Origin of the sequence: Paenibacillus sp. FSL M7-0134, from assembly GCF_038007865.1 — a bacterium.
GTDB lineage: Bacteria > Bacillota > Bacilli > Paenibacillales > Paenibacillaceae > Paenibacillus > Paenibacillus polymyxa_B.
This window is the reverse complement of record NZ_JBBOXV010000002.1, coordinates 462256-476979: the sequence shown is the minus strand read 5'-3', so window position 1 is coordinate 476979 and position 14724 is coordinate 462256. Positions and strand designations below refer to the sequence as shown.

Sequence of the window (14724 nt, the reverse complement as noted above, 5' to 3'; positions counted from 1 at the left end):
TCTTTCCATCTTAATAATCTATGATTTATCCTCGATCTTACTTTAAAATTCGCTGATTTGTCGTAAAAATTTCTGTGTTCTCTCATGCTGGGGAGTGTCAAAAAACACCTGTGGCGCTGCCTCCTCCAAAATGATACCATCTGCCATAAATATAACCTTGTCTGCCACCTCGCGAGCAAATTTCATCTCATGAGTAACGACGACCATCGTCATTCCGTCTTGAGCCAACTCTCGCATAACACCCAGCACTTCCCCTACCAGCTCGGGATCAAGCGCCGATGTCGGCTCGTCGAACAGCATAATCGCCGGGTCCATCGCCAGCGCACGTGCAATGGCTACCCGCTGCTGCTGTCCACCGGACAGACGTGAAGGATGTACATCCTGCTTATCCGATAACCCCACCCGCTCCAACAACCGTTGTCCGATGGACATAGCCTTGTCGCGCGGCATTTTTTTTACTGTCAGCAGTCCTTCAATGACATTGCCGATTGCGGTTTTGTGCGGATACAGATTGAATTGCTGAAACACCATCCCCGTCTGTTTGCGAATATCACGAATGGCTGCTTGGCGGACACGAACGTGAGCCGTAGCATCTACCTCAATCCCATTCACCTCAAACTTGCCGGAAGACAGCTCTTCAAGACCGTTCAGGCAGCGCAGCAAGGTACTTTTACCTGAGCCGCTCGGGCCGAGTAATACGACGATTTCACGAGCGGCAACCTGAAAATCAATGCTTTTCAGAACCTCTACCTGTCCGAATCGTTTACCTAATCCGTTTGTTGTTATCATCATCTATCATCTCCACCTTAATAAGCTCGAGCCAGACGCTTTTCCACCCGCTCCAGTATAGCGGAGAATCCAATGCTCATAATCCAGTACATCAGGCCAATTTCGAGCAGAAACGGCATGTAGAGCAAATACTGTGCCTGTAAAAGCTGTGCCTGTCGCATCAATTCACTGACCCCGATAACCGACACCAGCGACGTTTCTTTAAGCATACCTACAAATGTATTCCCCATCGGTGCAATTGCAATGCGTACCGCCTGAGGAAGAATAATGCGCCACATCGTTTGACCGGGCGACATTCCCGTCGCATAAGCTGCCTCGGTCTGTCCCTGGGGTACGGCTAAAATAGCTCCACGGAACGTCTCCGATAAGTACGCCCCTGTATTAATACTGAGTGCCAGACAAGCAGCCGTCAGCGATCCGAATGATATTCCATAATCATCCAGTCCATAATAAATGACCGCAATCTGCACCAAAACCGGCGTCCCCCGAATGATCGATACATACATGCGCGCCAGCCATCGAACGGGTCGATTCCCCTTCAACCGGGCCACAGCAACAACCAAACCAATGATTAGGCCAAAAAACATAGAGACAATCGTGATATAAAGCGTATAATAAGCACCCTTTAATAAAAAAGGGACGTTCTCCCACATTAATTCAAGCATCGGTTATATTCCCTTCTTTCAGACGAGTGGCCCCATGTCAGCATAAAAGCCAAGACTGGAGCCAGACGCCTCTAACAGGCTTACGTTATTCTTTTGGCTCCTCGCCAAACCATTTTTTGAAAATTGTTTTGTAAGTGCCGTCTTCCTTCATTTCCTTCAAAGCCTTGTTCAAGGCTTCTTTGAGCTCAGGAGTTTTCTGGTTAATAGCTACACCCGCTTGGTCCGATTTAATCGGCTCGCCTACGGCTTTAATTTGGAACCCGTTTTTATCAATAATGGGCTTGAGAGCATACAGATTGTTAATGGTTGCGTCAATACGGCCAGAGTTTAAATCCTTTAAGGAAGTAATGACATCATCATACGTTTTAATCTCAAAATCGCCTACCTTCGGTAGTACTTCATTCCGCAGATAAGATTCATCATTCGTTCCCAAGCCGACACCAATGGTTTTGCCTTTAAAGTCCTCCAGCTTGGTAATATCATTTGTTTTGCTGTTTACGATAATGTTTACATTGTTTGTGATATAAGGCTCAGTGAAGTCAATGGCCTTCTTACGATCCTCTGTGATCGTCACCTGGCTAATCACTGCATCGAATTTTTTCTTTTGCAAACTTGGAACCAGTCCCGAGAATTCTTGTGCCGTGAACTCCGGTTTCACTCCAATCCGCTTCGCCAATTCTTTGGCGATATCCACATCAAATCCATCCAATTCCTTGTTGTCGTTCAAAAAATTGTACGGCGGATAGGTGCCCATCATGCCTACCTTAATTACACCAGCCTTCTTGATTGCTTCGAGCTGGTTACTCGCTGCCACATTACTGCTACCCGCTCCATTACTAATATTAGAAGCTTCTGGCTTAGTACCGCAAGCGCTCAGCACAAGGCTGAACAATGCCAGAGCCATGAGTGTAGTTACCAAGAACCCTTTTTTACGTGTTTTCATGTATCGTTCTCTCCTGTCTGGATGTAAATGATTGAGTTCTTCTATGTGATTTGGCTATATTATTTGTTGCCAACGCCCCATTCATGCGATGTTGCACATCTAGCTTTGACCTAATAGTCCATAAAACTCAAAATTAGCCGCCTCTGCTGCCAATCTTTTAGCAGTTATCTGCGTGATGTGGTCATGTGTTCCCTTTGAACCGAATAGCCAGCGTGTAATGACACCTTCGATCATACTCATGAGTAGTGCCGCCCTTAATTCGACATCCAATTCAGCAGGCAACATGTTCAGCTCGATCGCTCTTTCCATATTGCGCCGGAATGCCAGCTCCATCGCGGCCCTTGTCTCTCGGATACTCTGGCGCACCGGTTCATCGACACCGCTGCCGATCAGCAGCAAACCCATCAGATAGCGGTTCTCCAATGCAAAATCAAATAACCGAACAAACAGCGCCTCTGATGCCTTAACCATATCAGCCAGCGTTCCCGCGTCACGGCGATATCCCTGTCCGATCGCTGACAGTAGTTGTTCACGACCAGTAGCGATAATCTCCAGCGCCAGTGCCTCTTTACTTTTAAAATGCCAATAAAACGTGCCTTGGGCTACTCCCGCCTCTACCACGATATCTGAAATCTTCGTTTGATGGTAACCCTGCTCGGCGAACCGCTTCAATGCAATGTGAAGAAGCTGTGTTCTGCGGTCTGTTTCTTCTCCCGCGTGCTCAGCAGGTTGGTCATTTGAGACGGTCTCGGACTGCTTCGCCTTCCGTGGCTGCATGGGTTTCCTCCTCCCGATTGATCAGTCAGTCAGTTTTGTATTTTTAATCCTATAGGATAAGTATACTTTTGTCAAACGAAAAAAGAGAACCTCCACAGAGGTCCTCTTTATCCTATATATTACTGCTACAGCAATGCTTTTGCCGCAATATCCGTACGGTTTTGTTTACCTTCAAAGGTAATACGATCCGCCTGTTCGTAAGCTTTGTTCCGTGCCCCGGCAATATCACGTCCCAAGCCGACCACACCTAATACACGTCCGCCGTTCGTTACCCACTCACCCTGTTCGTTGATGCCTGTTCCAGCATGGAACACAATGGCTTCGTCTACCTGTTCCAATCCGTGGATAGGTACGCCTTTGGCGTAAGCTGCAGGATAACCTCCGGATGCCAGCACCACGCACACCGCCGCTTCATCCTTCCACTCAATCTCCACCTGATCCAGCGTGCCATTTACAGCAGCAAGAAATATATCGAGCAGATCGGATTTTAAACGAGGCAGAACCACTTGAGTTTCCGGATCACCGAAACGTGCATTAAACTCAATGGTCTTTGGCTTGCCGTCCGGCGAAATCATCAATCCAGCAAATAATACACCTCGGAACGGACGCCCTTCAGCAACCATGGCCTTGGCCGTCGGCTTAATAATCGTCTCAATAGCTTCCTCAATAATGGAATTGGCTATGTGAGGCAACGGAGAATACGTACCCATGCCACCTGTATTCGGCCCTTTGTCACCATCAAAAATTGGCTTGTGGTCTTGCGCCGCAGCCATCGGACGAACCGTTTCACCGTCGACAAAGGAGAGAATCGACATTTCCTGACCAGCCAGAAACTCCTCGATCACGACTTGTGCCCCGGCTTCACCAAACACCTTGGCCACCATAATGTCAGAGAGAGCCTTTTCCGCTTCCTCCATCGAGTACGCGACCGTTACCCCTTTGCCTGCCGCCAGTCCGTCTGCCTTGATGACGACTGGGATCGGTTGCTCCTTCAAGTATGCATGTGCTTCCTCGTAAGTATAAAACTTGCGATAGGTTGCTGTCGGAATATGATATTTATGGAGCAAATCCTTCATGAAGATTTTGCTGCCTTCAATTTCCGCTGCATTTTTACGCGGTCCGAATACTGGAATGCCTTTCGCTTCAAAAGCATCCACAATGCCATCTGCCAGCGGATCATCGGGACCAACCACGACAAGTCCTACCTTTTTGGATTCCGCCAGCTCTGTCAGCGCGTCAAAGTCACTCACCGGAATCGGCACGCATTCCGCTAACTGTCCGATACCAGCATTGCCTGGTGCGCAATAGATTTGCCCGGCCTTGGGGCTTTTCTTCAGCGCCCACACAATTGCATGTTCGCGGCCGCCCCCTCCGATAACCAAAATATCCATTCAGGTGTTTCCTCCCGCTCCCATTAGATTGTTCAGGTGAAAATGCTGCTGCATCCTCAACTCATACAAGTTAGTGCTTGAAATGACGTACGCCTGTAAAGACCATGGCAATGCCGTATTCGTTAGCAACCTTGATGGACTCTTCGTCTTTGATGGAGCCGCCCGGCTGAATAACTGCTGTGATGCCTGCTTTAGCTGCCAACTCCAACGTATCGCCCATCGGGAAAAATGCATCGGACGCCAGTACGGCACCTTTTGCTTTGTCACCGGCCTGCTCGATAGCAATCTTGGCCGCACCGACACGGTTCATTTGTCCTGCGCCTACGCCAATGGTCATATTATCTGCCGCCAGTACGATGGCGTTGGATTTCACATGCTTAACCACTTTCCAGCTAAACAAAAGCTGTTTCAGTTCTTCCTCGGATGGTGCCCGCTCCGTTACAACTGTAAGTGCATCCGAGTCTACAGCGTGAATATCATTTTGCTGAACTACCATGCCGCCTTCAATGGAAGTCACGACGAAACGGCTCTCTGCCTGTTCAGACCGGGAAAGCTCACCCAGATCAAGCAAACGAATATTTTTCTTTTTCGTTAAAATTTCCAATGCTTCTTTCGTAAAGCCCGGTGCCAGTACAATTTCCAAAAAGATTTCGCTCAGCTTATTTGCTGTATCACCGTCAATAATCCGGTTAGCTGCTACGATGCCGCCAAAAATCGAGGTTGGATCAGCTGCATACGCCTTGCTGTACGCTTCATAAATACTGCCGCCGATTCCCACACCGCAAGGATTCATATGCTTAACTGCTACTACTGTAGGTTCGCTGAATTCTTTAACGATTTGCAAAGCAGCATTAGCATCATTGATGTTATTGTAAGACAGCTCTTTGCCGTGAAGTTGTTTCGCTGTTGTCAGTGTACCCTTTGCCGCCAATGGCTCACGGTAAAATGCCGCCTGCTGATGCGGATTTTCGCCATAACGCAAATCCTGAATTTTTTCATAGGTTACGGTGTATCGCTCAGGCAACGGCTCGCCTGTCACATTCGACAAATAATCGGATATCAAAGCGTCGTATGACGCCGTATGACGGAAAACTTTTGCGGCCAAACGCTTACGGGTATTCAGTTCCGTATCGCCATCCTTACGGATTTCCTCCAACACTGTGCTATAGTCATCAGCATCGACTACTACACTGACAAAAGCATGATTTTTTGCCGCAGAACGCAGCATCGTTGGACCGCCGATGTCGATATTTTCAATCGCGTCCTCATAAGTTACACCGGGTTTGGCTATCGTTTCCGCAAAAGGATACAGATTCACAACGACCAGATCTATATAACCCAATCCAAGTTCTTTCATCTGACGCTGATGTTCTTCATTATCCCGAACAGCCAGCAAGCCGCTGTGTACCGCAGGGTGGAGTGTTTTAACACGTCCATCCATAATTTCAGGAAAACCCGTTACCTCGGAAATGCCGATGACGGGAATGCCCTCCTTCGACAACAAGCTGCTCGTTCCCCCTGTCGAAACGATCTCCACACCCAATTTGGACAACTCGCGGCAAAATTCCACGATCCCCCGCTTATCCGATACGCTGACGAGCGCTCTTTTAATACTCACCCTGTCTCCTCCTTTAGCTCTTTCAGAATTTTGCAAAATTCTCTTTTATCATTTTATTTCCCGAGAAATATCGGAAAATGCCTGTACAGCATCCTTGATATGACAATGATATGACAAATTACAATCATTCTTAGAAAAGTGAAATCACTTTGCGACCATTTAATTGGATTTTGCCTTGGGCCAATTTGCCAACTACCTCTGGATATAGCTGACGTTCAACGGATTGAATGGCTGCGGATAAGGATTCCGCTGTATCATGGTCGTCAACTTCCACGACACGCTGGGCAATAATGGCACCCGTATCCATGCCCCCGTCCACAAAATGAACGGTGACGCCACTTACCTTGACCCCATAGGCCAATGCCTGTCCAACAGCATCTTTCCCTGGAAATGCCGGAAGTAGTGACGGATGAATATTAATGATTTTTCCTGCGTAGGCATCGACCATGACGCTGGATAGCAAACGCATGTAGCCAGCTAACACGATGAGATCAATCGATTTCTGCTCCAGTAAAGTCACCAGTTCACGCTCATAGTCTTCTCGAGAAGGATATTCCTTGGGTCGAAAAGTATGGCACGCAATTCCAGCTTTCTGTGCTCTAGCTACGGCAGAAGCCGCAGGCTTGTCACAGATGAGCAGTTCTACCGAGGCGCCGCCCAGTTCTCCTCGTGCAGCCGCATCCACCAATGACTGAAAATTCGTCCCCTCGCCTGATGCAAAAACAGCAATCCGGTACTCGTTCATTACACCTCGGCTCCCGTAAAGGTCACGATAGAACTGCCTTCCGTTACTTTTCCGATCACATATGCGGCTTCGCCCTGTTCCTTCAGAACTTCCAGTGCAGTCTGTGCATGCTCTTCGCCTACAACGATTACCATTCCAATTCCCATATTAAAGGTTGTGAACATGTCTCTGTTGGAGATTGCGCCTTTTTCCTGCATGAGCTGGAAGATTGGCAAAATCGGCCAAGTGCCGTATTCTATATCCACATTGACGTGATCCGGTAACACTCTAGGGATATTTTCAATAAAACCGCCACCTGTGATATGCGCCATGCCTTTTACTTTTACCTTGTCCAGCAATGCCAAAACGGATTTCACGTAAATTTTCGTCGGCTCCAGCAGTACATCGCCCAGTTTGCCGTTCAAGCCTTCGATTTCATCATGCAAATCATAGCCCTGCTGTTCCAATAACAGCTTGCGAACCAGTGAGAAGCCATTACTGTGTACTCCGCTGGAGGCCAGTCCGATCACTGTATCTCCGGAAGCAATGGAGCTACCGTTGATGATTTTGCTTTTATCTACAATCCCTACCGTGAATCCGGCAATATCATATTCACCCTCGCTGTACATCCCTGGCATTTCTGCGGTTTCACCGCCGACCAGCGCACAGCCCGATTGATGGCAACCCTCTGCGATTCCAGCGACTATAGCTTCAATTTTCTCGGGCACAACCTTGTCACAAGCGAGGTAATCCAGAAAAAAGAGTGGCTCCGCGCCCCCGACGATAATGTCGTTTACACACATCGCAACCGCGTCAATACCAATGGTGTCATGACGATCCATTGCGAAAGCAAGCTTCAGCTTCGTGCCGACACCATCGGTACCGGAAACGAGTACAGGCTCATCGTACTTATCCTTATTCAGGCCGAACAACGCACCGAATCCGCCCAAGTCCGTCAGCACTTCGGGACGGAAGGTACGTTTAACGTGCTTTTTCATCCGTTCTACTGCTTCATTACCGGCAGCGATATCTACCCCTGCGTTTTTGTATGCTTCGGACATTCATGAACACTCCTTCAAATGATTGACCCTCCTAAGTCCTCCCTAGCAGGGAGGATTCCATGGGGCTGCTCCCCCTGGACCCCTCAAGAGTCGGTCAGATGTGTAAGGTTGGGTGCTGCTTGGTGGTTGGTTCGTGCTGTGAGTCGCGTGTTGTCCTTTGTATTCGTGGGCTATACCCGCGAATACAAAGGACACGCTTTAGTGCGAGGCCGCCTATGCAGTGGCGGCGGGCACGTCCCTGGCTGTTTGCTTCGCAAAGGCGGGGACGTGCCGGGCAAATAAGTGAGCGGCACCAACAAGCGGCTTACTTATTTGACCATTGAGGCAGGCAGCTTCGCCTTGCCTGCTGTTGAGCTTCGCTTCGCTGGCTCAACCTTATAAGAGCAGGGTGACTTTTTGTGAGTCACCGCTCCGTTAAAAACTCATGGCATGAAATAGTTATGCCATGAGTTTTTAACTGCCTTACCTATCCTCTTCCCCGTGGGAACAGAAGAGGTACAGTCACTGCTGCAAAATGCTGCACACCTGAGGAACGGAGCGGGTGGAAGGATTCTGGAGAAGCGAAGCGTTCGCCTTTGCCGCTGGATTCTAACCCTCTAAGGGTTATTCCAATCCAGGAATCCAGCGGCAACAGCGATCGGAAGAACCTTCCACACGCGGAGTGGCCCCCTCAAAACCGACATCCCCATTCCTGCCATGCACCACTGTGCTCCTTTTGTTCCCTTTTCTCAACAACTACATCCGAACTTTTCTTCACCTTTGAAATCTACCTGAGTCGGGTAATCATTATCGAAACAGGCTAGGCACAAGCCGCCTTTGTAATCCTGTTCGTTATATCCGCCTACAGCGGCAATCAAACCCTCGGCGCTCATAAAGTAAAGTGAATCGGCGTTAATTTCCTCACGAATTTCCTCGACGGTTTTGGACGAAGCGATCAGTTCCCGGCGATCCGGCGTGTCGATGCCATAGAAGCACGGGTTTTTGAAAGGCGGTGAGGTAATACGTACATGTACCTCCAGTGCCCCTGCATCCCGCAGCATATTCACGATTCGACGGGATGTAGTGCCCCGTACGATAGAATCGTCGATCATAATGACTCGTTTACCTTCAACAACACGTCGTACAGCGCTCAGCTTCATTTTCACACCCTGCTCGCGTAGCTCCTGACTCGGCTGAATGAAGGTACGTCCAGTGTATTTATTTTTAATCATACCCAACTCATAAGGAATACCTGTCTGCTCTGCATAACCAATCGCAGCCGAAATACTGGAATCCGGCACTCCTGTCACCAGATCCGCATCGACAAAAGCTTCCAGCGCCATCTGGCTCCCCATTCTTTTGCGTGCAGCATGAAGATTGGAACCATTCAAATCACTGTCAGGACGGGCAAAATAAATATATTCCATCGCGCACAGTGCTTTACGATGCTTGCCTTCACTGTAACGGTCTTCGTGCAGACCATTTTTGTCCAACACCAACAGTTCACCCGGCTCGATATCGCGCAACAGCTCTGCTCCAATCGTTTCCAAAGCACAGGTTTCGGAAGCAAACAAATATGCATCACCTAATCTGCCCATCGTCAACGGACGCAAGCCATTGGGATCAGAAGCGACCAGCAGTTTATCATTGGTCATAATGAGAAAAGCAAATCCTCCGACGATACGCTTCAATGCATCTTTGGCGGCCTCCACCAAATCCTTGGACGATCGTGCGATCAAATGCGCCACTACTTCTGTATCGCTGGTTGTTTGAAAAATAGACCCGCTCTGCTCCAGCTCATGCCGGATTTGCAAAGCATTCACGATATTCCCGTTCGTAGCTACCGCTAGATCCCCATCACGATACTTAAACACCAAAGGCTGTGCATTCGTTAGCTTACTGTCTCCACTTGTCGAGTAGCGCACATGTCCTATGGCAATATCGCCTGTCAGCGAAGCCATCAAATCTTTATTGAATACTTCTTTTACAAGCCCCATTCCACGATGATAATGGAACTCGTCGCCACTGCTCACACAGATGCCCGCACTTTCCTCCCCGCGATGCTGGAGTGCATGCAATCCGTAATATGCTAGGGAAGCGGCATCGGAGTGTCTATATACTCCAAACACGCCGCATTCCTCTTTTAATTTATCAAACAGCCCCTCTTTACCAGAGCCTTCATTATAATAATCTCCAGTCCACAACGTCCGTGCTGTTATTTCATCAGACATGGAATGACATCCTCCCAGATTTGCTTCAAACTGGCGACTGCCTCGTTCAAAGCGGGTTGTCCGTTCACCTCAACTGTCAATTGTGATCCTTCAACTTTTCCTAATACGGTAACTGGCACTTCCAAACCACGCAGATGTGCTTCCAGAGCAGACGCTTTATCCGGCGATGCAGATAACAAAATACGGGATTGAGTTTCGCTAAACAACGCATGGTCAGGACGCAAGCTCGTTTCTACGTTGACCTGTGCTCCCAATCCGCCACTAATCCCGGATTCTGCAAGCGCTACAGCCAATCCGCCCTCTGCCAAATCATGCGCAGATTGTACCAATCCGGTCTGAATCGCTCCCAGTACCGCAGTCAGCAGTTTTTTCTCTACGTTCAAATCCAGCTCAGGCGGGCGTCCCTCGGATACACCGTGTACGACAGCTTGGAACTCACTGCCTCCCAGCTCGGCCTTCGTTTCCCCCACGAGGAAAATCACATCGCCTTCGGCTTTGAAGCCTTGTGTCGTAATGTGATCTGTATCATGTACCAGACCTACCATACCGACAACAGGCGTCGGATAGATGGAGCCTTTAGCATTTTCATTGTACAAGCTGACATTGCCCCCGATAACAGGTGTATCCAGTACACGGCAAGCCTCTGCCATACCGTCCACGGCTTTTTCCATTTGCCAGAAAATATCCGGCTTTTCAGGGTTACCGAAGTTCAGGTTATCCGTAATCGCCAACGGCTCGCCGCCGGAGCATACAATGTTACGCGCTGCTTCGCTGACTGCAATCCGTCCACCTACCTCTGGATCAAGGTATACATAACGTCCGTTACAATCTGTCGTCATGGCGAGTCCCTTACGAGTTCCGCGCACAGTCACTACAGCTGCATCCGATCCCGGACGAACGGCTGTACTCGTGCGAACCATGTAGTCATACTGCTCGTATACCCATTTCTTACTGGCTACACTTGGTGAAGACAGCACCTTTTTCAACGCACCGTTCAAATCCGTCACTTCAGCGTAACGCAGTGTGTCAATAGCAGCATTTTGCTCATAATAAGCAGGGACTTCGGAAGGCTTGTCATAAATCGGACACTCGTCAACCAGCGCCGTCACTGGCATATCTCCGACCACTTCATTGTGATGGAACAAACGCAAACGACCGTCATCCGTCACTTTACCGACCTTGGCACAAATAACACCCCAACGCTCGAAAATTTCCAGTGCCTGTGCTTCATCCTTAGGCTCTACTACGAACAGCATCCGTTCCTGTGATTCGGACAGCATCATTTCATAAGGTGTCATGCCCTCTTCACGCTGCGGTACCTGATCCAGATACAGCTCCAGGCCGTTGCCAGCCTTACTCGCCATCTCCGCGCTGGAGCAGGTAAGTCCTGCGGCACCCATATCCTGAATACCCAGCACAATACCGCTGTCGATCAGTTCCAGACATGATTCCATAACCAGCTTCTCCATAAAAGGATCGCCTACTTGAACCGCAGTCCGGTTCGCTTCAGATTCCTCTGTCAGCTCAACCGATGCGAATGTCGCTCCGTGAATCCCATCACGACCTGTCGGCGGGCCCACATAGAACACCGGGTTACCGACCCCTTTAGCAACACCACGCTGGATTTTATCATGGTCAATCAGTCCGACACACATTGCATTAACGAGCGGATTGCCTTCGTAGCTTTCATCAAATACAACCTCGCCACCTACAGTCGGAATACCGATACAGTTCCCATATCCCGCAATACCAGATACCACATGCTCGAACAAATATTTCACACGGTCGCTCTCCAGCTTCCCAAAACGCAGAGAGTTCAACACCGCGACAGGTCTTGCACCCATGGAGAAAATATCACGGATGATACCGCCTACCCCAGTCGCTGCCCCTTGAAAAGGCTCCACAGCCGACGGATGGTTATGACTTTCGATTTTAAATACAACCGCTTGATTGTCACCGATATCTACAATGCCTGCGCCCTCGCCGGGTCCCATCAGAACTCGCGGACCGCTCGTTGGAAAACGACGCAGCAACGGCTTAGAGTTTTTGTAAGCACAATGCTCTGACCACATGACACTGAATACGCCAATCTCCGTATAATTCGGCTGACGTCCCATGAATTCACAGATCAACGCATATTCACTGTCCGATACACCCATCTGCTGATACAGTTTATGTTCGGCAACCTGCTCTGCCGTCGGTTCCTTAGCGGACACTTGCTGCGCCATGTCGATCCCTCCAAGCATTCAAAATAGATGTAAACATACGTTTGCCGTCATCCGTTCCGAGCAATGCGTCCACCGCGCGTTCCGGATGAGGCATCATGCCCAGCACGTTTCCTTGTTCATTACAAATCCCTGCGATATCCGTCACGGAACCGTTTGGATTATCTTTATACGTAAATACGATCTGGTTATTCGCCTGCAAGCGAGCCAGCGTCTCATCATCACAGTAATAGTTGCCTTCGCCGTGGGCGATCGGAATGACGATCTCTTCACCAGCAGCGTAATCTTTTGTAAAAGGTGTTTGGTTATTCGCAACCTTCAACACCGTATCATGGCAACGGAACTTCATCGACAGATTACGGCGCAAAGCGCCTGGCAGCAGCCCAGCTTCAGTCAGAATTTGAAAACCGTTACAAATCCCCAATATATATTTGCCCTCGGCAGCCGCTTTGGCTACTTCCTTCATCACCGGAGCAAACCGGGAAATCGCGCCGCAACGCAGGTAATCCCCGTAGGAGAAGCCTCCTGGAACAAGAATACAATCATAAGGCGACAGATCCGTCGCAGTATGCCAAACATAATCGACAGGTTCACCGACCGTGTCCTCTACCGCCTTATAGCAGTCAATATCACAGTTGGAGCCCGGAAAAACCAGAACTGCAAATTTCATGGAATCAGCCCTCCAGTTCGTAGCGGTAGTCTTCAATGACCGTGTTGGCCAACAGCTTTTCGCACATCTCAATGATGCGCTTTTCAGCACTCTCGCGGTCTGTTGTATCCAGATTCAATTCCATATACTTACCAATTCTGACGCTGTCCACTTCTCCGAAACCCATAGAATGCAGTGCGCCTTGCACCGCAACCCCCTGCGGGTCCAAAACGCTTTGCTTAATCGTGACATAGACTGTTGCTTTCATCATGTTCCTTCAGTTCCTCCTCCGAATGAGTGAATCCTATTGGTTGAATTATGATTACTATTTACTGTGCCGTCAGACGCCGCCAAATATCCGTATATCTTGCAGTTGTTTCTTCTACGACCTCAGCAGGCAACGGATCGGGCTTGCTATTCTTGTCCCAACCGGATGATGCCAAATAGCTTCGTACCGGCTCCTTGTCCATGCTGTCAATCTCAACATCCAGCTCATACTTTTCCTGCGCCCAAAAACGGGATGAATCTGGAGTGAAAATTTCGTCAATCAAAATCACCTTACCGTTAACAAGACCAAACTCAAACTTGCAATCGGCTAAAATAATCCCCCGCTTCTCACAGAAAGCACGTGCAAATTCGTACAACGCCAGGCTTTTTTCTTCAAGCTCGCCTGTCAATTCAACCCCGACCAGCTCTTTCATCTGATGGAGAGAAATGTCCTCGTCGTGTCCAACATCATTTTTTGCAGCCGGTGTAAATAAAGGCTCGGGAAAGCGCTCATTTTTACGCAACCCCTCTGGCAATGGAATGCCGTTCACCTCACCGTTCTGCTCATACTGACGCCAGCCGCCTCCGGTAATATATCCGCGCACCACACACTCAATGTCGATGCGTTCAGCCTTCAGCGTGACCATGATACGGTCCTTCAGCAACTCTTTATTCTGTTCGTCGATCACATGCCCGAGCTTGTTCACATCGGTGTGCACGACATGGTTTTCCAACAAGTCTTTCGTCTGCTCAAACCAGAAAGCGCTGAGTTTATTCAGCACGTTCCCCTTTTCGGGCACGGGCGGCTCTAACACATAATCAAAAGCCGAAATTCGGTCCGTCACGACAATCAGAAAATGCTCTCCGAGATCATACAGTTCACGCACCTTGCCTTTGTACAAGAGCGGCGCATGGATCAGACCTTCGGCAGTAGACAATGACATTTCATTACACCTCTTTCAAAAGAGTATTCCCCCTCCTAAATCAACCTTGCCCCTCCTAAATCCTCCCCTCAGGGAGGACCCCCAGGGCTGCTGCCCTCGGGACTCCCGCAAGGGTTGGCTAGTGAGCAGGGGATGGCGGGTTACTGGAGCTACGGTGGAGTGAGCGCGTTCCGCTGGATGAAGGCTTGTTGGCACAAGCTTTCATCCAGCAACGCTTTTACGTTAGTACAGATCGACGTTTTTACGTACTAACAATGTATTAACGCTTCCGACTCTAAGCGACAAGTTTTATGCCGCTTACAGCTCGACCGTGGTTCAGCGTCTACATACCGCCAAACCATTCTGCCCGTGGCCGTAGCTCGGCATGCCGTGCAGCGAGCATTGGGCTTCGCCTGTTGTGCGCATATGCTACGCATGCGCACGGATACGGTGGCTTAAGGCTTCGCTTCTTGAGCCTGCGC

At 49.3% G+C, this 14724-nt stretch carries 14 protein-coding genes; 1 reads left to right on the top strand and 13 read right to left on the bottom strand.

Going from position 1 to position 14724, the window contains the following annotated elements; all coding sequences use genetic code 11:
- Positions 1 to 42 precede the first annotated feature (42 nt).
- The 8 genes from NSQ58_RS17870 to purM all read right to left on the bottom strand — a co-directional run bounded on the left by NSQ58_RS17870 (position 43) and on the right by purM (position 7968).
- A complete protein-coding gene (locus NSQ58_RS17870) occupies positions 43 to 792 on the bottom strand; it encodes an amino acid ABC transporter ATP-binding protein (RefSeq protein ID WP_316243319.1) in 750 nt (249 codons plus the stop codon).
- A 14-nt stretch (positions 793 to 806) separates the two neighbouring features.
- Entirely contained in the window at positions 807 to 1454 is a 648-nt protein-coding gene (locus NSQ58_RS17865) for an amino acid ABC transporter permease (protein ID WP_013308808.1), read from the bottom strand.
- A gap of 85 nt (positions 1455 to 1539) precedes the next feature.
- Entirely contained in the window at positions 1540 to 2397 is an 858-nt protein-coding gene (locus tag NSQ58_RS17860; RefSeq protein WP_341057954.1) for a substrate-binding periplasmic protein, read from the bottom strand.
- A 99-nt stretch (positions 2398 to 2496) separates the two neighbouring features.
- On the bottom strand, positions 2497 to 3174 hold the full coding sequence (locus NSQ58_RS17855; RefSeq protein WP_341057953.1) for a TetR/AcrR family transcriptional regulator: 678 nt from the start codon (positions 3172 to 3174) through the stop codon (positions 2497 to 2499).
- A gap of 125 nt (positions 3175 to 3299) precedes the next feature.
- Positions 3300 to 4565: a phosphoribosylamine--glycine ligase gene (purD, locus tag NSQ58_RS17850; protein ID WP_023987055.1), complete on the bottom strand. Its 1266-nt coding sequence runs from the start codon at positions 4563 to 4565 to the stop codon at positions 3300 to 3302.
- 70 nt (positions 4566 to 4635) lie between these two features.
- Complete coding sequence (gene purH / locus NSQ58_RS17845) at positions 4636 to 6183, bottom strand: bifunctional phosphoribosylaminoimidazolecarboxamide formyltransferase/IMP cyclohydrolase (RefSeq protein ID WP_013308804.1); 1548 nt, start codon at positions 6181 to 6183, stop codon at positions 4636 to 4638.
- A gap of 130 nt (positions 6184 to 6313) precedes the next feature.
- Positions 6314 to 6928, bottom strand: a complete 615-nt coding sequence (gene purN / locus NSQ58_RS17840; protein WP_341057952.1) for a phosphoribosylglycinamide formyltransferase — start codon at positions 6926 to 6928, stop codon at positions 6314 to 6316.
- Entirely contained in the window at positions 6928 to 7968 is a 1041-nt protein-coding gene (gene purM / locus NSQ58_RS17835; RefSeq protein WP_076265185.1) for a phosphoribosylformylglycinamidine cyclo-ligase, read from the bottom strand. Before purM ends, purN begins: the two co-directional genes overlap by 1 nt.
- A 138-nt stretch (positions 7969 to 8106) precedes the next feature.
- Between purM and NSQ58_RS17830 the strand changes: the two genes are divergently transcribed.
- A complete protein-coding gene (locus NSQ58_RS17830; protein ID WP_341057951.1) occupies positions 8107 to 8250 on the top strand; it encodes a hypothetical protein in 144 nt (47 codons plus the stop codon).
- A 446-nt stretch (positions 8251 to 8696) separates the two neighbouring features.
- On the opposite strand, the gene purF is transcribed toward NSQ58_RS17830, so the two are convergent.
- Genes purF through NSQ58_RS17805 form a run of 5 tightly spaced genes read right to left on the bottom strand, consistent with a single transcriptional unit; the run spans position 8697 to position 14263 of the window.
- Positions 8697 to 10178, bottom strand: a complete 1482-nt coding sequence (gene purF, locus NSQ58_RS17825) for an amidophosphoribosyltransferase (protein ID WP_316243315.1) — start codon at positions 10176 to 10178, stop codon at positions 8697 to 8699.
- Entirely contained in the window at positions 10163 to 12406 is a 2244-nt protein-coding gene (gene purL / locus NSQ58_RS17820; protein ID WP_023987051.1) for a phosphoribosylformylglycinamidine synthase subunit PurL, read from the bottom strand. Before purL ends, purF begins: the two co-directional genes overlap by 16 nt.
- Positions 12384 to 13073, bottom strand: a complete 690-nt coding sequence (purQ, locus tag NSQ58_RS17815) for a phosphoribosylformylglycinamidine synthase subunit PurQ (RefSeq protein ID WP_341057950.1) — start codon at positions 13071 to 13073, stop codon at positions 12384 to 12386. Before purQ ends, purL begins: the two co-directional genes overlap by 23 nt.
- A 4-nt stretch (positions 13074 to 13077) precedes the next feature.
- Complete coding sequence (purS, locus tag NSQ58_RS17810) at positions 13078 to 13323, bottom strand: phosphoribosylformylglycinamidine synthase subunit PurS (protein WP_013308797.1); 246 nt, start codon at positions 13321 to 13323, stop codon at positions 13078 to 13080.
- A gap of 58 nt (positions 13324 to 13381) precedes the next feature.
- Positions 13382 to 14263: a phosphoribosylaminoimidazolesuccinocarboxamide synthase gene (locus NSQ58_RS17805; protein WP_053324650.1), complete on the bottom strand. Its 882-nt coding sequence runs from the start codon at positions 14261 to 14263 to the stop codon at positions 13382 to 13384.
- Positions 14264 to 14724 lie beyond the last annotated feature (461 nt).

What these genes read in the sequence shown, in the direction of transcription:
- NSQ58_RS17870 (WP_316243319.1), bottom strand. Translation starts at nt 792, where the DNA reads ATGATGATAACAACAAACGGATTAGGTAAACGATTCGGACAGGTAGAG.
- NSQ58_RS17865 (WP_013308808.1), bottom strand. Translation starts at nt 1,454, where the DNA reads ATGCTTGAATTAATGTGGGAGAACGTCCCTTTTTTATTAAAGGGTGCT.
- NSQ58_RS17860 (WP_341057954.1), bottom strand. Translation starts at nt 2,397, where the DNA reads ATGAAAACACGTAAAAAAGGGTTCTTGGTAACTACACTCATGGCTCTG.
- NSQ58_RS17855 (WP_341057953.1), bottom strand. Translation starts at nt 3,174, where the DNA reads ATGCAGCCACGGAAGGCGAAGCAGTCCGAGACCGTCTCAAATGACCAA.
- purD (WP_023987055.1), bottom strand. Translation starts at nt 4,565, where the DNA reads ATGGATATTTTGGTTATCGGAGGGGGCGGCCGCGAACATGCAATTGTG.
- purN (WP_341057952.1), bottom strand. Translation starts at nt 6,928, where the DNA reads ATGAACGAGTACCGGATTGCTGTTTTTGCATCAGGCGAGGGGACGAAT.
- purM (WP_076265185.1), bottom strand. Translation starts at nt 7,968, where the DNA reads ATGTCCGAAGCATACAAAAACGCAGGGGTAGATATCGCTGCCGGTAAT.
- purF (WP_316243315.1), bottom strand. Translation starts at nt 10,178, where the DNA reads ATGTCTGATGAAATAACAGCACGGACGTTGTGGACTGGAGATTATTAT.
- purL (WP_023987051.1), bottom strand. Translation starts at nt 12,406, where the DNA reads ATGGCGCAGCAAGTGTCCGCTAAGGAACCGACGGCAGAGCAGGTTGCC.
- purQ (WP_341057950.1), bottom strand. Translation starts at nt 13,073, where the DNA reads ATGAAATTTGCAGTTCTGGTTTTTCCGGGCTCCAACTGTGATATTGAC.
- purS (WP_013308797.1), bottom strand. Translation starts at nt 13,323, where the DNA reads ATGATGAAAGCAACAGTCTATGTCACGATTAAGCAAAGCGTTTTGGAC.
- NSQ58_RS17805 (WP_053324650.1), bottom strand. Translation starts at nt 14,263, where the DNA reads ATGTCATTGTCTACTGCCGAAGGTCTGATCCATGCGCCGCTCTTGTAC.